This window comes from Tellurirhabdus bombi (assembly GCF_021484805.1).
Classification (GTDB): domain Bacteria; phylum Bacteroidota; class Bacteroidia; order Cytophagales; family Spirosomataceae; genus Tellurirhabdus; species Tellurirhabdus bombi.
The window spans coordinates 1952551-1971626 of record NZ_CP090557.1; the positions used below are offsets into that span (position 1 = coordinate 1952551).

Sequence of the window (19076 nt, forward strand, 5' to 3'; positions counted from 1 at the left end):
CAGCCATATGCATCCGCTTAAAGCTGTGGCTTTCGGTTAGAATCGCGTAATTTTGTGTAGTACCAATGCGCCACTTCTGAGAAGCGGACGCTTAATTTTTTTACATGAATATTCTTTCTGCTGAAAATATTGCCAAATCATACGGCGACAAATTTTTGTTTCGTCAGGTGACATTTGGTTTAAGTCGGGGTGATAAAGTGGCTATTGTAGGAGCCAATGGAACGGGAAAGTCAACCATGCTGTCAATTCTGGCGGGCTTGCAACCGCCCGATGAAGGCTTGGTGTCAACGCGCAAAGACATTACGGTGGGCGTGCTGGAACAGCAGCCGCACCTGGACGATGCCCTGACGGTGCTGGAAGTAGTGTTGTCGGGCGACAACCCGGCGCTGGTGGCCATTCGGGAATACGAACAGGCGCTGGCCAATGAAAACCACCAGGCGCTGGACCGAGCCATGCAGCAGATGGAAGCCCTGAAAGCCTGGGACTTCGAGACCCAGATGAAGCAGGTGCTGGGCGTTTTGGGCATTCACGATGTTTCGCAACGCATTGCCACCCTCTCGGGAGGGCAGCGCAAACGGGTGGCTTTGGCCCGGGTGCTGATCGAAAGTCCAGACCTGCTGATTCTGGATGAGCCAACCAACCACCTCGATCTGGAGACCATTGAGTGGCTGGAAGGTTACCTGACTACCCAGAATCAGTCCCTTCTGATGGTAACGCACGACCGCTATTTTCTGGATAAAGTCTGTAACCAGATCGTCGAGCTGGACCGCGAAACGCTCTTTAGTTACAAAGGCAATTATGCCTATTACCTAGAGAAAAAAGAAGAACGGGAGGCCATTGCAGCGGCGGAGGTAGACAAAGCGAAAAACCTGTTTCGGCGCGAGCTGGACTGGATGCGCCGCCAGCCTAAAGCACGCGGCACCAAAGCCCAATACCGGGTTGATGCCTTCGAGGACATCAAAGACAAAGCCCACCAGAAACTGGGTAAGAGCGAACTGGAGCTGAACATCCGGACGCAACGAATCGGCAGTAAAATCATCGAGTTGGAGAATGTCAGCAAGCAGTTTGACGACAAAGTGCTGCTTGATCATTTTACGTATACCTTCCGCAAGGCCGACCGCATTGGCATCATCGGCAAAAACGGGATGGGAAAAACAACCCTCCTGAACATGATCACGGGCGAAATTCGACCTGATTCGGGGAAAATTTCAACCGGCGGAACCATCAAAATCGGGTATTACACCCAGAGTGACCTGAACATCCCTGAAAATCAGCGGGTCATTGATGTGGTACAGGACGTGGCGGAAGTAATGAAGCTGGGAACGGGCGAAACGGTAACCGCCTCGCAGTTTTTGCAGCATTTTCTGTTCGACCGGAAAAAGCAGTACGATTACGTGCACAAGCTATCCGGTGGGGAAAAGCGCCGTTTGCAACTGCTGCTGGTACTGGTACAAAATCCAAACTTCCTGATTCTTGATGAGCCAACGAACGACCTGGACATCACGACCTTGAACGTGCTGGAAGAGTTTTTACTCTCATTCCCCGGCTGTATTTTGCTGGTATCGCACGACCGTTACTTTATGGATCGGCTGGTAGAGCATACGTTTGTATTTGAAGGCAACGGCAAGATTCGGGATTATCCGGGCAACTATACCGACTACCGGGAGTGGAAAGCCGAGCAACCCGTGGAACGCCCTGTAGTAGAACGAAAAACGGACGAAAAACCGAAAGCCGAACCGGCTACCAACGCGCCAGTTAGCCCAGCCGCAAAGAAGAAACTTTCGTTTAAAGAGCAGAAAGAATATGAGTCGCTGGAAAAAGAAATTGAATCGCTGGAACAACGGAAAGAAGAAGTAATCGGTCTGCTAAACGGCGGAACAGGCGATCATGAACAACTCACGAACTGGGCGCGGGAGATTGAGCAATTGGATCAGCAGATTTCCAATAAATCAGACCGCTGGCTGGAACTGGCTGAGTATTTGTAAGGAACGACCGCCTTTTTTAAAAAAGATCTTAATCAACCGTTCGCTAAATAGGGCTATTTTTGTTTAATTACTTGACGAGCGGGACTGAATGAAACGGTTTTAAAAACCGTTGTACAATTATGGAGCAGATTACGGACTTTTTTCAATATTTACTGAACTCCGAGGAAATAATCCGAACTGGTGGTTTAGTGCTGATTGCGTTAATTATTTTCGTGGAAAACGGTCTGTTTTTTGGCTTTTTCCTGCCAGGTGACTATTTACTGTTTTTGTCTGGTGTCTTTGCAGGAACAAAAATATTAGACGTGCCTTTGCTGGTACTGCTGGGATGTATTTTCGCGGCGGCAGTGCTAGGGTCACTGGTTGGCTACCTGACTGGCTACGTATTTGGTGACCGGCTCCAAAATCGCCCGGATTCGCTGTTTTTCAAGAAAAAGCATATTGAAACCACGCGTGAATATTTTCTGAAGTACGGCAGCCGGACGTTGGTGATCGCCCGTTTTTTGCCCGTAGTCCGCACGTTTGCGCCCATTCTGTCGGGCCTGATTCACATGGATTTCAAATATTTTATGCTGTACAACGTCCTTGGCGGCGCTATTTGGACCCTATCGTTAGTCGGTGGCGGTTACTATTTCGGCGAAAAGTTTCCTTGGATTGTTGATTACGTTCACTGGGTGATTCTGTTTTTCCTCGCGATCACAACCTTTACCGTTGTTCGTGGCTACCTCAACGCTCGCAAGGAAATGACCCAAGAAAAAGAAACGGTTTGATAGCGATATGGTTGAAAATCCCGGACTGGTAAATCATCAGTCCGGGATTTTTTATGGGTCTTATTTAAACCATTCCGCGTACATGACGTAATTATTGGCGGTTCGCATAAAAATCTCTTCTAGTTCGGGCGTTATGTTTTTCAGAAAGCGGGCGGGGTTTCCGGCGTATACGGTTCCTGGCGGCACTTTGGTATGTTGCGTGACAATGGCTCCAGCCGCAATAATAGATCCAGTTCCGACAACGGCACCATCCATTACAATCGCGCCCATCCCGATCAGAACTTTGTCTTCAATGGTACAACCGTGTACGATGGCGTTGTGCGCAATAGAGACGTAGTTGCCAATGGTGGTTTTGTATTTTTGATAAGTACAATGAATAACAGCACCGTCCTGAATGTTAGAATAGTCGCCAATCGTGATCGAATTGACATCGCCCCGAACCACGGCATTGAACCAGGCGGTACAATTTTTGCCCATCACAACTTCGCCGACAACGGTGGCGTTATCAGCTAACCAACAATTTTCGCCAAACTGCGGACTGATTCCGCGAACTGGTTTTATTAAGGCCATCTTTTAAGCGTACGTAGTAAATAAGTTTGTCACTGCAAAGTAGGTATCTATTTGTAACTTTGCCCGATCTATTTGATTTTGTGCATGTCTAATACTAATCAGCGCGGTTATTCTAGTCGTTTATCGTTTTATTCCCGGCTTTCTGTTCGGTATGTCTATCTTTTTGGCCTTGCACTGCTTTTTCTGACGATCAACACCGTTGCGCAGCAGCCAAACCGTTCTTCGTCGCGGGTCGATCAGTTGAGTGACGAACAGGTTCAGGAATTTTACCGTCGTGCGCAGGCAAGCGGGCTGAATGAGATGCAGATCGAGCAGGCGGCGCTCTCTCAGGGCTTTACCATGACCGACATTGCCAAAATGCGGCAACGGCTTACCAAACTACGGCAGCAGTCAGGCCAGTCGGGCAACCGGACTGGTATGGGAGGGGAGCAATATACGGAAATCGACACGGCCCGTGGTCGGTACCAGCAAGGACGGCTTTCGGAGCGGGTTTACTTGCCCGACAGTTTGGATTTTTTTCGGAGAGACAGCATTAAAAAGCCGGTTGTTTTTGGCGCCTCTTTATTCAAGAATGCAACGCTGAGCTTTGAGCCTAATCTGCGCATTGCGACGCCTCGGAATTACCAGATCGGGCCAGATGATGAATTAAGTGTCGAAATCTACGGCAACTCAACGGATAATTTCAAGTTACGGGTTAGCCCGGAAGGAACCGTCCGCGTCTTGAACTTAGGCCCCATCGCTGTAAGTGGCCAAACCATTGAAAAAGCGGAGCAATTGATTGTGGGTCGGCTGCGGTCTGCCTACCAGGGACTAAATCGGCCCGGTAGCGGTACGTATGCTTCTGTTACGTTAGGCAACATTCGCACCATTCGGGTGACGCTGGTAGGCGAGGTTGTCCGTCCGGGAACCTACAGCATATCCTCGCTGGCTACAACTTTTAATGCGCTTTATCTGGCAGGAGGACCCAATCCAGAAACGGGTTCTTTCCGGGATATTAAAGTAATTCGGGGTAATCGGACCGTTAAAACCATCGACTTGTACGATTTTCTGCTGCGTGGCGATCAGAGCGACAATGTTCGTTTGCAGGATGGCGATGTGATTCGCGTGAATGATTACAGTGCCCGGATTGAGCTGGCCGGGGAAGTGAAACGCCCCGCGATTTACGAAATCAAAGCGGGCGAAAACCTGAAAACCGTGCTGGCTTTTGCTGGTGGATTTTCCGATAAAGCTTACACGGCCTCCGTAACCTTGCGCCGGAACACAGCGCGTGAAATGCGTGTGGCGACCATTACCCAGGAGCAGTTGGCGACTTTTACGCCGCAGAGCGGAGATAAATATACGGTGGGCGAAATCCTGAAACGCTACGAAAACCGCATTCAGGTTACCGGCGCAGTGATGCGGCCCGGTGAATATGCACTGGATAACGACATCACGACGGTTCGGTCGCTGCTTCAGCGGGCGGAAGGCTTGCGGAAGGACGCCTTCCTGAACCGGGCTTTGCTTTTCCGGGAGCGCGAAAACATGGATCTGGAAGTTGTTCCGTTTGATGTGGGGCGGCTTATGCGTACCGAAATCGCTGATATTCCTTTAATCCGTCAGGACAGCATTCACGTTTTTGCTATTCGCGATTTGCGGGAAACTTACGAAGTCATTATTCAGGGAGCGGTGAACCAGCCCGACACTTTTCAGTTTGCCAACAACCTGAGTGTGGCAGATCTGATTGCGATGGCGGGTGGCTTTCAGGAAGGGGCTACGCCGTCGCGGATTGAAGTGGCCCGGCGCATTCGTGAAGACAGCGCGGGCATTAAAAACTTCGAAACGGTTCGGGTATTCCGTTTCGACCTCGACCGGAATCTGCGGTTAGACGGGACCGGCCCTGATGGAATACCCAATCAATTTATCCTGCATCCATTTGACATTGTGTATGTGCGGACGGCTCCCCAATACGAAGAGCAGCAAAATGTGCACATTTACGGCGAGGTTATTCATCCGGGAAATTACGCCATTCAAAGCCGCAGTGAGCGTATTTCGGATTTGATTCAGCGGGCGGGTGGCCTAAAGCCAGATGCCTTTTTGCGGGGAGCACAATTTATTCGGAATAGAGAAAAAGTAGCCATTGATATTCGGGCCATTGTTCAGAATCCAAATATTGAAGGAAACTTGTTGCTGGAAAGCAAAGACTCCCTGATGATCCCGACCCGGCAGGAAACCGTTCGCATCGAAGGAGCGGTTTTGAACCCTTCCGTTGTTAATTTTACAACCGGTTATTCGTTTGATGATTACATCACGCAGGCGGGTGGATTTACGGAGAATGCCCGCAAAAATAAGGCTTACGTAACCTACGCCAACGGTCAGAAAGACCGGACGATGAAGAATGCCCTGTTTACGCGTCGGCGTCCTAAAGTAGAGCCCGGTTCAACCATCGTCGTGCCGTTCAAGCCGTTGACAGAACGTCTATCAGCAACGGAGCGGGTGGCTATTTTTTCAGTACTTGGTACCCTGGCAGCCACCACAGCTACCATCCTTATCAACTTGTTACGGTAAACTTACTTAAGGAGATTCATGAGCACAACTGAACTCAAGCAACGGGACGAAGTTGACGTGCGCGATAACGTAATTGAGCTGCGGCTATCCGATATTTTTGATTTTTTAAGGGACAACCGGCTCAAGCTGTTACTTTTTGGCCTGGTCGGGGCCGTTATTGGGGCTGTTTATGGCTTTTCTAAGCCTAATGAATACAAATCGCAGGTAGCTGTATTGCCTGAGTTACAGTCAAAAACGCCGGGTAGTTCAATGGGGGGGCTAAGTTCGTTGGCGGGGCTGGCGGGCATTGATCTGAACAGTCTTTCGGGAAGCGGTACTGATGCTATTCGTCCAGACTTATATCCGAATGTCCTGCAAAGCTTTCCGTTTGCGCTCTACCTGCTGAAGCAACCGGTTTATTCGCACAATTTCAATAAAACGATGACGTTGTCGGCCTATTTAAAAGAGCAGGCTGGTAAGGGGCTTTTTGGCGGATCGGGCGAAGAAGAACAGACCGTTTATGATCCAAAGAATTTCAGCAAGGCAATTCAGGTTACCAAAAACCAGGATCGTCAGGTACAGGATATTTTGGCCCGCATTGGAACTATTTTTGACAAAAAGACAGGAATCATTACCATCGAGGCCACATTGCCCGATCCGGTCGTGGCCGCCACCGTGGCGCGTTTTTCGCTGGAGTACCTAACCAATTATGTGACCAGTTACCGCACCGAAAAAGCCCGCAGTCAATCGAACTTCTTAAATCGCCGCGTGGCTGAGGCTCGCCGTCGCTACCAATCGGCTGAATACGCTCTGGAAAACTACCGCGACCGCAACCGGAGCCTGTATTCCAACGTGGCTAAACTGGAAGAACAGCGATTACAAGCTGATTTTATGCTGGCCCAGGGCGTCTACAACGATTTATCCAAACAACTAGAGCAGGCCAAAATCAAAGTTCAGGAGGAGACACCGGTTTTCAAAATGCTGGAGCCCGCTCGGGTACCTCTGCAAAAAAGTGGCCCTAAAAGAACCCTGATTATCCTGTATATGGCCATTGGTGGGGTAGTTGTAGGTACCTTGTGGACCTTGTTTCAAAGCTGGCGTAAGTCTGGCTCTTTCTGAGAATTTGCACATTTAGCTAAGGCTGTATGATTGACGCCACGCCACGCAAGCTGAGCCAGAATACCGCCAAGGCATTGATTAATGCGGGATGGGTGTTTTTCGACCGCATTTTTCGGATGGCGGCGGGCATGCTGATTGGCGTCTGGCTGGCACGGTATCTGGGTCCGGAGCAATTTGGGCAACTGAATTATGCGACCGTATTCCCGGCTATTTTGCTGCCCGTAGCCAGCCTGGGTTTAGCGACTGTTTTGGTCACTGAGTTGATTACCAAGAAACTAGCGTCTACCGATGAGCTACTCAGTACGGCTTTTTTCCTAAGGCTTCTGGCGGGCTTGGTTTCCTTTCTAGCCATTGGTGTTGCTGCCTATTTGTTTTATGGCGATCAGCCGACGCTGGTTTACATGATTTTGTTTTCGGCTTCGACGCTGGTTTTTCAAAGTGCGGATGTAATCGATCTGTTTTTTCAGGCGGAGGTACAGGCCCGGCGGTCGGTGCTGGCAAAGTCTGTTGTGTTTTTGTTCTCTACGCTGCTTCGTGCCTATCTACTTATTGTACAGGCTGATTTGCTGGCTTTTTCAGCCCTCATTTTGTTTGATGCCGGGTTAACTGCCTTGTCATTATTCGTCTTCTACGGGCGATACCGCTCCGAATCTTTTCTTCACTGGCGCTTTAACGCACGGCTTGCCCAGCAACTATTTCAGGCCGCGTGGCCACTGATGATCAGCGATTTTTTTATTTTTATTTACATGCGGGCTGATCAGTTTATGCTCGAAAGTCTGGCAAGCAGTGCTGAGCTGGGGCGGTACAGCGCTGCCTTGCGCTTATCGGAGGTATGGTATTTTATTGCGGCGGCGCTGGTCTCGTCTTTTTATCCGTCTATTCTCCAACTGAGAGAAAAAGACGAGGCTGCCTTCCTGAAGGGATACCAGCAGTTATTAAGTTTGCTGGCCTTTATTAGTATTGGTATCGCTGTCGGGACTTTATTTTTTGCTGATATGCTGGTCGATCTGTTGTTTGGCAATCAATACGAAGGCGTAGCGCAAATTCTGATCGTGCATATCTGGGCGGGTGTGTTTGTCTTTTTGGGCGTAGGGACTTCCAACTGGTTTGTGCTGTATGGTCGGCAGCGATTCATGCTTTACAAAACCATTGCCGGCGCAGGGGTGAATGTTGCCCTGAATGGTATTCTTATTCCTAAATACGGAGCGGTTGGTGCTTCGGTAGCGACCTTATTGGCTTATATGCTATCGGCCTATCTGCTGAATTATTTCTCGAAAGACAGTCGGATTATTTTTCGGATGCAGTCGATAGCCATTCTGGATGCTTTCCGACTGAGAGCCTTGCGGGATGCGCTACAGCGGTTTAATTATTGATTATTATTCGTTTCTATGTCTGCTTTTAGTCAGGTTCAGCTTCTGTTCAAACGGCTTCCCTTTTTTCTGGCGCTTCGGATGGCGCTGCTCTATTTTCTTCGGAAAGTATTAATGAGAGATGCGTATCTGAGCTTTTCGCAAATGGGCGAAGACCGAATCATTGCCAATCTGTTTCCTGAGCAGTATACGGGGTTTTACGTCGAGGTCGGCAGCAATGAGCCCATTCATTTTTCCAATACGTTTGGTTTATACTGCAAGGGCTGGCGCGGAATTACCATCGATGCAAATCCCGGCTTGGTAGCCAAACACAAAAGCATGCGGTTGCACGATACGCCGATGTACGCGGCCATTTCCAACGTAGAGGAGGAGGTAACTTTCGTGGAATACGACATGCACGAGCTGAATACCATCGACCAGCGGACAGTAGAAGCCCTTCAAAAAGAAGAAGTTCGGGTTATTGGAGAGCGGCGGATAAAGACCCAAACTTTAACCAGTATTCTTCAGGATAAGCTGCCAGGTAGCCAACGCATTGATGTTCTGTATATTGATGTGGAAGGCCACGACTTTGAGGTTCTCCAATCGCTGGATTTATCCCTTTATCGCCCCTGGCTTATTGTCATCGAAATGCATAACTTCCGGCTGGAAGACTTTGCTACGAATGGCATTTATCAATATTTAACCGCCCGTGGCTATGTATTTAATGGCTATGCCGTGTGGAATGGCTTTTTTGTAGACAGTGCTTCCCGGAAGTAATACCCAATGTGCCATGTCATTTGACATTCCGATTCTTTTCATTCTGTTTAACCGACCCCAGCACAGCAGACAGGTGTTTTCTCGCATACGGCAGGCGCAACCTGCTGAGTTGTTTGTTGCCATTGATGGTGCTCGCCCCAACCACCCAACCGATGCCGAACGCACTCGGGAGTGTCGGGCTTTGCTGGACGAAATTGACTGGCCCTGTACGGTTCATCAATTAATCCGGACTGAAAATCTTGGTTGTAGACGGGCAGTTAGCTCCGCCATAACGTGGTTTTTTGAGCAGGTAGAGATGGGCATTATTCTGGAAGATGACTGTGTTCCTGATCCTACTTTTTTTTCGTATTGTCGGGAGGTACTACTGCGCTATGCACATGAGTCGTCGTTGATGCATGTTGGAGGCGTTAATTTTCAGAAGGGGCGCTGGCACGGCGATGGATCGTACTACTTTTCGAAAGTTTGCCATATTTGGGGCTGGGCTACCTGGCGGCGTGCCTGGAAGCGTTATGATGAGTCGATGGCGAGTTATCCTGTTTTCAAAGAACAAAACCGCATTGCCGATGTTTTTGACGATCCGCGGGTGCAGCAGTTCTGGATGGATGGTTTTGAAAGTGTTTATAATGGAACAAATGATACCTGGGATTACCAGTGGTGCTATGCCATCTGGACCAATAATGGGATCTGTAGCTTACCCAACACAAACCTGATTTCAAATATTGGCTTTGACGGAGAGGCAACGCATACGAAATTTTACGACCGTAGCGTGGCGTCCCATCCGCTCAATTCCCTGACCGAGTTTCGGCATCCGACCTTTTTTATTGAAAGCAAAGCGGCTTCGACTTATTCGCTTCAAAATTCTTTTCGAAAACGTTATTGGTTGTCTAATAAAATAAATGGCTTGAAAAGGCGCCTGAACTACAAAAATTGGAATCGTTCTGTATGACTGTTTTATTCGACCACCAGACATTTTCCTTGCAGGAATACGGCGGCATTTCCCGCTATATCTGTGAGTTGATGACTGGTATTGAGCAGTTTGAGCAGCAGCAGGCGCAGTTGTCGTTGCGGTGGTCAAATAATGTGCATTTAACGACTTCGGGATTTCCGGTAAAGCCGTTTTTTCAGGCGACCAACGTTTACAAGAAGCGATCATTACTTTACCAGTTAAACAAGAAATTTTGCCAGTTCGATATTCCCCGGCAAGCCTTCGATGTTTTTCACGCTACTTACTACGATCCGTATTTTTTGCCTTTGCTTGGCTCGCGTCCCTCGGTGGTGACGATGCACGACCTGATTCATGAACGATTTGGCAGCCGCTTCAACCACCTGGCCAATGATCAGATTGTAGTCAAATGGCGCCAGCAGCTTATTAGCCGGGTTTCCCGGTTTATCGCCGTTTCGGAAAGCACCCGGAATGATCTGATGGAGTATCTCAATATTCCCGCCGAACGCATTCAGGTCATCCATCATGGTGCTCCTCAAATTGGGCAATTCGCCATAAAGCCACGCCCAGTCGTTGGTCCGCAGGCCAAGGATTATCTGTTATTTGTTGGAAATCGGTTCTCCTATAAAAATTTTAAGCCGTTTTTGCAGGCAGTAGCGCCTTTACTGAGTCGCCATTGCCTGCACTTGATTTGCGCTGGTGGAGGCGCCTTTTCCAGGGAAGAAATCAGGATGCTGGCAGATTTGCGGTTGACCGAACGGGTTTCTCAGGTTCCAATTAATGATTTGGTACTAAGCAGTTTATACCGCTACGCCCGTGCTTTTGTTTTTCCGTCTTTGTACGAAGGGTTTGGGTTGCCCATTCTGGAGGCTTTTGGCTGCGAGTGTCCGTGTGCTGTCAGCGAAACCAGTTCCTTGCCGGAAGTAGCTGGCTCGGCGGCGGTTTATTTTAATCCCGAAGATCAGGAATCAATGACGCATTCGGTCGAAAGGCTGGTGCTGGACGATTCGCTGCGTAACGAGTTGGTGGCGAAAGGAAATCAGCAGCTTCTGCGTTTTTCCTGGAAAGAAACCGCGCAGAAAACTACTGATTTGTACCGATCTTTGTCTTAAGCCTCTGCGTATGACTCCCAAAATTTCGATTATAACCGTTACCTATAATGCCCGCGCTACGCTCGAAGCCACGCTAAAAAGTGTCTTTGACCAGCCATTTACGGATTATGAATACATCCTTATCGATGGAAAAAGTACGGATGGGACACTAGAATTGATTCAACAGTACGCGGATCGGTTTTCATACTGGGTTAGTGAACCAGATAAGGGCATTTATGAGGCGATGAACAAAGGAATCGACCACGCTCGCGGCGAATGGCTTTATTTTCTGGGTGCCGACGATCAGTTGCTTCCGGGCGTATTGGCCGAGGTAGCACCTGCGTTGGCCGAGTCACCGGATGTGCTGTATGGGGATGTTAAATTTACGGACCATTCGTACTACCACTCAAAATTTAGCTGGAAAACAGCCTTGAATAATACGGTGCATCACCAGGGGACGTTTTATAAACAGACACTTTTCCGTCAATTTCGCTACGATACGGCTCTGAAGATCATGTCTGATTACGAATTGAATTTAATGATCTATCGGAATCCACAGTTCGTTCGGAAGCGGTTTGAGCAGGCAGTGGCTTTGTGCGCGCCCAATGGTGCCAGTGCTGACCCCACTCTGTCTTTGAAAGAATTGAATCAACTACGGTCACGGCACTTTCCGGTTGGTATTCGTCATTTGTTAGCAGGTCTAACCACCGTGAAATATTTTTTGCATTATGACCTATTACGAAAAATACAGCGCTAGTCTGCTCTTCATAACGCTTATTATCGTAGCGGGCGGATTGATTTTTGCGTTTCGTCGGAAGATTAGTTCATTGATCGATCCGTTGTTATTGAACATGATCTGGTGCGCCAGTTGCGTGTCTATTTTGGTGGGGTATGCCGCCAAATACGGCATTAATGGGACATGGAGTTTGTTTATGGGGACCTTTATTGTTTATGTCCCATTTTTGTATGCTTTTCTAAAACCGCCTCAAGCCCCCAAAGAGCAGCCCAAAATCAGCGAATCAGAAGATCGGCTAACGCTGAAGTTGTACCTGGTCAGTTTGGTGTTAGCCTTGTATAGCTCCTGGGATTTTATCCTGTACGCGCTCCGAAGCAGCCCTGTAGAGTGGGTTTTGTACCGATTTGTTCAATTAGGTGCGCGTAATCCGTTGCAATTCATCGCTAAATTAGGCGCTTATCCTTTTTTCTACTTTTTTTCCTTTTGGCTCATTCAACAGCAACACGCCAAAAAGAATCTCATCAGGTTGATTCTGTTCTTTGTCTTGTTTCTGGACTTGCTGACGGCGGGGCGTTCGCAGTTGATCAACGTCATAACGGCTTACGGCTTGTTTTTGTACAAATCCCCGCCGGTTGCAAAACCGCAGTACCTACGGAAAATCAACATCTACGGCGCGTTGGGAATTTTTATCAGTATGGTCTGGGCAGTGTTGATTGCGTCGCTCTATAATACAGGAATGACTCTGGAAGACGGATTATTGGCGATGGTCAACCGCATTGTGGCCGCCGGAGATGGCCTAGAAATGTACCTGGTCAACCAGGCGGATCGCTACATAAACACGGGGATTGTTGAATACACCAAATCAGCTTTCGGAATTTTTATCAGTAATATCTTTAAAATACCAACCAAAAGTCTGGGCTGGCAGCTGTTTGAGCTGGAATCAGGTCTGGACTCGGCCATTTCGCTGGGACCAAATTTTATTCTGCCTTTGCAGGTGGTTATGTTTGGGGGGCTGTTTTTAATTCCATACACCATATTTATGGCTTATCTGACTGCTAAACTGCGTGGTTTTTCGTTCAGCGGAATTGCCGGAAAAGGGCTTAGCTACGGTCTGGCTTATTACTGCTTCATCCCGAGCCTGGACATGGAATTTGGCACGATGACTTACATCAGTCTTCTCTTTGTGTATTTCGTTTTTTTATTTCCGCTAGCCAAGTTTCGCCTGAAACTTCCCCGAATTCGGTTGCGCTGGAGTTAACTACTTGTTTTCAATCAGTGACGTTCTGATTACTGCCGGAATCATCGTTCCAAACACGTCCATGTCTTCCCGATACTCAAGCAAAACCCGGCTAACTTCCAGGTTGAAAGGAGGCTGCTCGATATAAAGGCCTGAATTTTTATACAGCCGAACATTGGGTCCCTGTTGTTTATCCAAATTGGGGATTGCTTTTTCGCCCACGGTCACGTGCTCCGTAATGATTACGTAGCGGTACGGCTTTAATTTTTTCAGAATGGTAAGTACCTGCTCATTAGTCAGGTGTTGCAAAACCTGCCGGATGCTCACGGCTTCTGCCGGAGGAAGCGTGTCCGTGATGGCATTCAGGTGCCTAAAGCGGGTATGATCATTGGCATAATGCTGGTTGTGATGATCAACCAATTCCTGCACAACATCCCCGCCGGTATAATCGATGGACACTTGATTCACCACCTCCCGCATCACCCGGAAATCGCCGCAGCCGATGTCCAGTAACGATTGCACCTTGTTCTGCCGAAGGAAGTCGGTCAAAACATTTATGTACTGATGCACGTTTGGATTTGTGGTTCCTGGTCCAGAATTAAACTCACCATTTTCGCCGCCCCAGTAGTTTTCCTTATAAATAAGCGTAAAAACTTCCTGCGTATTAAGGTTACGAAAGCGGGCCATGTTCTTATAATAGCGCAGCCGGTCCCGGAGATTATCGAAAAATGACATGAAGAGCTTGGAGGATATTACCGGTAACAAAAATACAGTTTTATTGGCGCCAGATTCAGGTACAAATGAATAAAACTGGTAATCAGCTTAGTTAAATGCGCGAATGCAGGGACCCGCAGCTTATCTGCCGACGATCAGTACATGTTATAAAGTTGCAAGCTATTTCGTAATATTGTTGCTTCGTACGACCGGAATTTGTGTAGCCATCGGTTTGACCACGTACTACAATTTATACTGCTGCACAGGTCCATACGAATACGTCCTCGCATAAAAAGGCGTGCCTAGATTTACCCGGAATAATGTCGCTGTCAAAAAATATAGTTGTATCATTTTTATACAAAGGGATTAACATAGCTACTCAGTTTCTACTGGTTAGAATAACATTATCTTACATAAGTACCACAGAATACGGTGTTTGGCTGACACTTAGCTCGTTCCTGACCTGGTTTGCCATTTTTGATTTCGGCTTTACCAATGGACTTCGTAATAAAGTCACGCTGGCCTACGCGGACGGAAAACTGGAAAAAGCGCAACCGTATATCAGCACATCCTACGCTTTTTTGTTTCTAGTTATCAGCGTAATGCTGCTCTTATTTGGCATTTCAACGGTTTTTGTCAACTGGCAGCAACTCTTCAACGCACCGAATGAACTGGCGGCCACACTGCCTTTGATACTGATTATTGCCTTTGCGCTGTTTTGCCTGCGTCTGCTCCTGAATCTAATTTCTGCGATACTACTCGCGGTTCATCAGGCTGGTCAGGTAGAACTTATTAATACGGCTATTCAGGTGGCTACGCTGGTCGGTTTGATGCTTTGGGCCAATACGTCGGACGTTGCTTTGTTTGAGGTTGCGGTGGTTTATAGCCTCATGCCCGTAGTCGTGCTTTTTCTGGCGTCACTGATTTTTTTTGGTAACGCTTACAAAGCCATCCGGCCTACAATTAGCAGCATACAATGGTCGCTTTTTGGGGAGTTAGGCGTGGTAGGAGGGAAGTTTTTTGGGTTACAACTGGTTAGTCTGGTCTTGTTTTCATCGCAGAATTTTATCATTTCTCATCTTTTCAATCCGGCTGAAGTTACCCCATTTAACCTCGTTTACCGGTATTTCAGTGTCATTCCCATTGTGTTTAATGTGTTGCTGGTACCCCACTGGTCTGCCATCACCGAAGCTTACTACAAGCATAATTTTGAGTGGCTGCAACAAACGTTGAAGCGGCTGTTGTTTTTCTGGAGTCTTTTTGCGCTGCTTTCGTTGAGTATGTTTTTGATTGCGCCCTGGGTATACGATCTTTGGCTTGGCCCCGGTCACGTACCGATCCCGTCTGTTTTGACCATCGTGTTGAGCATTAGCACAATTGTTACTGCCTGGGGGAATCTGTTTTCGTTATTGTTAAATGCAATGGGTGCCATTACGATTTCGCTGATAACCGCCTTTGTGATTGTCTTTATAAGCGTTCCGCTGGCCAGCTATCTATCGACGTTCCCCCAGCTAGGGGTTTCTGGAGTTCCCCTGGGTTTCACGATTTGCTTATTGCCGGGGGCCATTCTTCAGCCTTACCAATGTTATAAATTGCTTGCACGACGTGCGGCAGGTATCTGGACTAAATAAGTAATTAACCACACAAGTCAATGGCAATCAGAAACATTCCTGTTTACCAGCCCTCTCTGACGGGAAATGAAAAAAAGTATGTGATCGACTGCTTGGATTCAACCTGGATCTCATCAAAGGGGAAATACATCAACGAATTTGAACATAAATTTGCTAACTACCTGGGGGCTCATAACGCCGTTACAGTATCCAACGGTACGGTAGCGTTGCATTTAGCGATGGTCGCTCTGGGAATTGGCCCCGAAGATGAAGTAATCGTTCCTACACTGACTTACATTGCTTCCGTCAATGCCATTGTATACGAAGGCGCAACGCCCGTCTTTGTTGACTCCGAAGCCGATAGCTGGCAAATGGACCCGGAGGATGTTATTCGTAAAATAACACCAAAGACCAAAGCCATTTTGTGCGTTCACCTTTACGGACATCCCTGCGATATGGATCGGTTAACGGCCATTGCCAATGAGCACGGTCTTTTTCTGATCGAGGATTGTGCCGAAGCTATTGGTACGCAATACAAAGGGCGTTTGGTTGGTTCGTTTGGTGATATTGCTACGTTTAGTTTTTATGGCAACAAAACCATCACAACCGGAGAAGGTGGGATGGTCGTCACGAATAACGAAACCCTTCACGATCGTTGCCTGCATTTTCGCGGACAGGGATTGGCTAAATACCGGCAATATTGGCATGATGTCATTGGGTATAACTACCGGATGACCAACATCTGCGCGGCCATTGGCTTGGCTCAATTGGAGCAACTGGATCATTTTTTAAGCCAGAAACAGCAAATCGCTGCCTGGTATGCCGAGGGGCTGGAAGGAACCAGTTACGAAACCCACCGGGCCATTGGCGACGTAGTGCATTCCTACTGGATGTGCTCGATTCTGGTCAAGCGTTCCGAGGATCGGGATGGACTCCGCGACCATCTCCAGGAGCATGGCATTGAAACACGCCCTTTGTTTTATCCGGTTCATACGATGCCCATGTATTCGCATAAATACGCTCGGCATAAAACGGCGGAAGATCTGGGATGGCGCGGCATGAACGTTCCAAGTTATCCGGGTTTGAGCCGGGAAGAGGTGCAGTATATTACCGATACCATTAAGTCATACCCGATCCAATGATTTTTGAGGTCATACAAGCGGGTAACCTTCACCTGGTTCGCGATTTTATGGATCGGTTGGGGGAGGATGGCCAACGTTCCTTTCGTTATTTTCAAAAGCGGCCTGTCGAAGTCGTGCTGACGCATTTGCTCTGTGCTGTAGGCACCCGCGAGGGCCAGCCCGTGGCTTATGGGCATCTTGACAAAGAAGGCGAAACCACGTGGTTAGGCATTGCCGTGGCGGCTGACGCGCGGGGCCAGCGGCTAGGCCAGCAGATGATAACTTATCTGCTGGAGGAAGCGCGGCGACTGGAACAGAAAACCATTTTTCTGACGGTTGACCGGGACAATCAGGCGGCTATTGCTTTGTATGAAAAAATAGGTTTTGTCCAGATTGGACAGGCTGAAAGCTATTTTAAGTATCAGTTTACGCTCGTATGAATATTTTATACGTCATTCCTGATCTGGCGCAGAGCGGGGGCGGAATTCGGCAATATGCTTGCGCACTGCTCCGTATTTTGGCTCAGGATACGGCAAACCGCTATTTTGTGCTGCACAATGAAAATGACGAATTAGTGCTCTCGACCATTCAGGCCAGTTCAAACCTGGAACTGATTCCCGTTCCTATCGGGCGGGAGCGGTCTTACGAAAAACTGATTACCAAGGCAGCCAAGGCGGTTAATATGTTGCTAAAGTCCCGGGCGGTTCCTGTCTGGACATATCTCGAGCGCCTGCGCAGTCGCTACGGGATTCAGGTCATGTATTGCCCGTACCCCTATATATTCCATACCAAAGTACAGACGGTAGTTACCCTGCACGATGTTCAGGAACTGCATTTTCCCGCTTTTTTCCCGCCTGCTGTTCGGGCGGAGCGGGCCGTGTACTACATGAATGTTACCGAGCTATCGACCCAACTGGTTGTTAGCTACCAGCACGTAAAAAAAGACCTGATTGAATGTTTTGGCCGCACGCCCGACAATGTGCAGGTTTGCTTACTGGACATGCAAAATCTGTGGTTCGAAAAGTTTTTAACCCAAAAAGCGGACCCCTCGCCTAAGTCGGACTTACCTACTCTGCCAGAGAAATTTGTTTTTTATCCCGCCGCCACCTGGATGCACAAAAACCACATAGGTCTGTTGGAAAGTGTGGCGTACTTGCGCGATCAGTACAATATTCGCATTTCGTTGGTATCAACGGGGCATCAAACCGAGCATTTCGGCCAGATTCAGCAACGCATTCGGGAGCTGAATCTGGAAAACCAGGTTTTTTTCCTGGGAATCGTGAGCGATGCGGCCTTATTCGAACTCTATCAGAAGACGCACGCCGTTGTTGTGCCGACGCTTTATGAAGCGGGGAGTTTTCCGTTGATGGAAAGCATGCTGATGACCATTCCGGTTGTTTGCTCCAATGTTACGTCACTGCCTGAAACGATAGGGGATAGCCGTTTTGTTTTTGATCCTAAAAATAAAGTGGATATGGCCGAAAAGCTGTTGCTGATTTTTCAGAATGAAGAATACCGGGAACAGAACCGGGCAAATAGCAGAAAGCAGGCCCATTACCTGAAGAATACAGGATCTTTACAAATCCTGCAAAAAATGTATCAACGCCTGGCGCAGAACCTACCAGTTGCCAAAAATTAAGCTAGCTTATCAAACGTCGATCTAGCCTCTTCCAAGGAATTGGTTAACAGTTACTTTTGTTTTTCGGATTATGCGTAACAAATAACCACTCATGGGGGAGAAGACGCCATGCCGTACTTTCGCTTCGTAGGTCTCGTCGATGGCCCCGAAGAGCTGCACGCTGCTAACCCCACCCATGCGCATGCGAACCGTTGGTTTGTCCACGAAAGAAGCAATTAGCCGATCTTTGGGGCGAAGCAATAACTCGTAATCACCGCATATTTTGTATTTCGGATCAAAAACTCCGTAGGTGTCGAACAGGCGGCGGGAATGGAAACAGCCCACGTGCCACGTTATCATGTCAATTCTAAATCGCTTCCAGGTCCAGCGTTCTCCCACGGTTCGGATGGGCGATAAATCGTCGTTAACGAGTTCGATTCGGGATGAGACAAATTCCAGATCCTGACGCGCGTGCTGATCAATGTGGTCAATGTAACTTTGTAACGCATGGGGGTACAACAGATCATCCGCTCCAACAAAAAGCAGCCAGTCTCCTTTGGCAGCAGCCAGGCCTTTATTCCAGGCGTCGTAAATTCCCTTGTCCCGTTCGCTGATCCAATATGAAAGGTGTTGCTGGTTTTTTTTGATTGTGTCTACTGTGCCATCCGTTGAACCACCGTCAATGATAATAAATTCGAAATTCTTATACGTTTGATTTAGAACACTTTGAATACAGGCATCGAGGTATTGATTGGCGTTGTAAACCGCCGTGATAATACTAACGCGGGGAGGAGATGACGTACCAGCGGGAAGCATTTGTTCTAAGCCTGGGTAGTGGTTCATGTAGTGGAAGAACTCTCTTAACTGAAGAAAGTTATCAGATTGATTAATTCATGGTGGCTGTCTGTTGACATGC

17 protein-coding genes are annotated in these 19076 nt (G+C 48.1%); 14 read left to right on the forward strand and 3 right to left on the reverse strand.

Features of this window, described 5'->3' with window-relative positions; genetic code table 11:
• Positions 1–104: 104 nt before the first annotated feature.
• On the forward strand, positions 105–1985 hold the full coding sequence (abc-f, locus tag L0Y31_RS08345; protein ID WP_234736661.1) for a ribosomal protection-like ABC-F family protein: 1881 nt from the start codon (positions 105–107) through the stop codon (positions 1983–1985).
• Positions 1986–2104: 119 nt separating this feature from the next.
• Positions 2105–2752 carry a DedA family protein gene (locus L0Y31_RS08350; protein ID WP_234736662.1) on the forward strand — a complete coding sequence of 216 codons (648 nt, stop codon included), beginning with the start codon at positions 2105–2107 and terminating at the stop codon, positions 2750–2752.
• Between the two features lie 60 nt (positions 2753–2812).
• Here the strand turns inward: L0Y31_RS08350 and L0Y31_RS08355 are convergent, their stop codons facing one another.
• A complete protein-coding gene (locus L0Y31_RS08355; RefSeq protein WP_234736663.1) occupies positions 2813–3322 on the reverse strand; it encodes a gamma carbonic anhydrase family protein in 510 nt (169 codons plus the stop codon).
• Positions 3323–3406: 84 nt separating this feature from the next.
• On the opposite strand from L0Y31_RS08355, the gene L0Y31_RS08360 reads away from it, so the two are divergent.
• The 8 genes from L0Y31_RS08360 to L0Y31_RS08395 are packed head-to-tail and all read left to right on the forward strand — an operon-like array spanning position 3407 to position 13118.
• A complete protein-coding gene (locus L0Y31_RS08360; RefSeq protein WP_234736664.1) occupies positions 3407–5866 on the forward strand; it encodes an SLBB domain-containing protein in 2460 nt (819 codons plus the stop codon).
• Positions 5867–5884: 18 nt separating this feature from the next.
• On the forward strand, positions 5885–6964 hold the full coding sequence (locus L0Y31_RS08365) for a GNVR domain-containing protein (RefSeq protein WP_234736665.1): 1080 nt from the start codon (positions 5885–5887) through the stop codon (positions 6962–6964).
• A 26-nt stretch (positions 6965–6990) separates the two neighbouring features.
• Positions 6991–8337, forward strand: a complete 1347-nt coding sequence (locus L0Y31_RS08370; protein ID WP_234736666.1) for a flippase — start codon at positions 6991–6993, stop codon at positions 8335–8337.
• Positions 8338–8352: 15 nt separating this feature from the next.
• Complete coding sequence (locus L0Y31_RS08375; RefSeq protein ID WP_234736667.1) at positions 8353–9090, forward strand: FkbM family methyltransferase; 738 nt, start codon at positions 8353–8355, stop codon at positions 9088–9090.
• 13 nt (positions 9091–9103) lie between these two features.
• A complete protein-coding gene (locus L0Y31_RS08380) occupies positions 9104–10036 on the forward strand; it encodes a nucleotide-diphospho-sugar transferase (protein WP_234736668.1) in 933 nt (310 codons plus the stop codon).
• Positions 10033–11145, forward strand: coding sequence for a glycosyltransferase family 4 protein (locus L0Y31_RS08385; protein WP_234736669.1), 1113 nt, complete (start codon positions 10033–10035; stop codon positions 11143–11145). The genes L0Y31_RS08380 and L0Y31_RS08385 overlap by 4 nt, the downstream gene beginning before the upstream one ends.
• Before the next feature lie 10 nt (positions 11146–11155).
• On the forward strand, positions 11156–11881 hold the full coding sequence (locus L0Y31_RS08390; protein WP_234736670.1) for a glycosyltransferase family 2 protein: 726 nt from the start codon (positions 11156–11158) through the stop codon (positions 11879–11881).
• Positions 11853–13118, forward strand: coding sequence for a hypothetical protein (locus tag L0Y31_RS08395; RefSeq protein WP_234736671.1), 1266 nt, complete (start codon positions 11853–11855; stop codon positions 13116–13118). Before L0Y31_RS08390 ends, L0Y31_RS08395 begins: the two co-directional genes overlap by 29 nt.
• Here L0Y31_RS08395 and L0Y31_RS08400 read toward each other — a convergent pair whose 3' ends face one another.
• Complete coding sequence (locus L0Y31_RS08400; RefSeq protein ID WP_234736672.1) at positions 13119–13832, reverse strand: class I SAM-dependent methyltransferase; 714 nt, start codon at positions 13830–13832, stop codon at positions 13119–13121.
• 299 nt (positions 13833–14131) lie between these two features.
• On the opposite strand from L0Y31_RS08400, the gene L0Y31_RS08405 reads away from it, so the two are divergent.
• The 4 genes from L0Y31_RS08405 to L0Y31_RS08420 are packed head-to-tail and all read left to right on the forward strand — an operon-like array spanning position 14132 to position 18181.
• On the forward strand, positions 14132–15442 hold the full coding sequence (locus L0Y31_RS08405) for an MATE family efflux transporter (protein WP_234736673.1): 1311 nt from the start codon (positions 14132–14134) through the stop codon (positions 15440–15442).
• 20 nt (positions 15443–15462) lie between these two features.
• Positions 15463–16563 carry a DegT/DnrJ/EryC1/StrS family aminotransferase gene (locus tag L0Y31_RS08410; RefSeq protein ID WP_305067606.1) on the forward strand — a complete coding sequence of 367 codons (1101 nt, stop codon included), beginning with the start codon at positions 15463–15465 and terminating at the stop codon, positions 16561–16563.
• Entirely contained in the window at positions 16560–16982 is a 423-nt protein-coding gene (locus L0Y31_RS08415; RefSeq protein WP_234736674.1) for a GNAT family N-acetyltransferase, read from the forward strand. Before L0Y31_RS08410 ends, L0Y31_RS08415 begins: the two co-directional genes overlap by 4 nt.
• Positions 16979–18181, forward strand: a complete 1203-nt coding sequence (locus L0Y31_RS08420; RefSeq protein ID WP_234736675.1) for a glycosyltransferase family 4 protein — start codon at positions 16979–16981, stop codon at positions 18179–18181. Before L0Y31_RS08415 ends, L0Y31_RS08420 begins: the two co-directional genes overlap by 4 nt.
• Positions 18182–18202: 21 nt before the next feature.
• On the opposite strand, the gene L0Y31_RS08425 is transcribed toward L0Y31_RS08420, so the two are convergent.
• Complete coding sequence (locus tag L0Y31_RS08425) at positions 18203–19003, reverse strand: glycosyltransferase family 2 protein (RefSeq protein ID WP_234736676.1); 801 nt, start codon at positions 19001–19003, stop codon at positions 18203–18205.
• Positions 19004–19076: the final 73 nt, after the last annotated feature.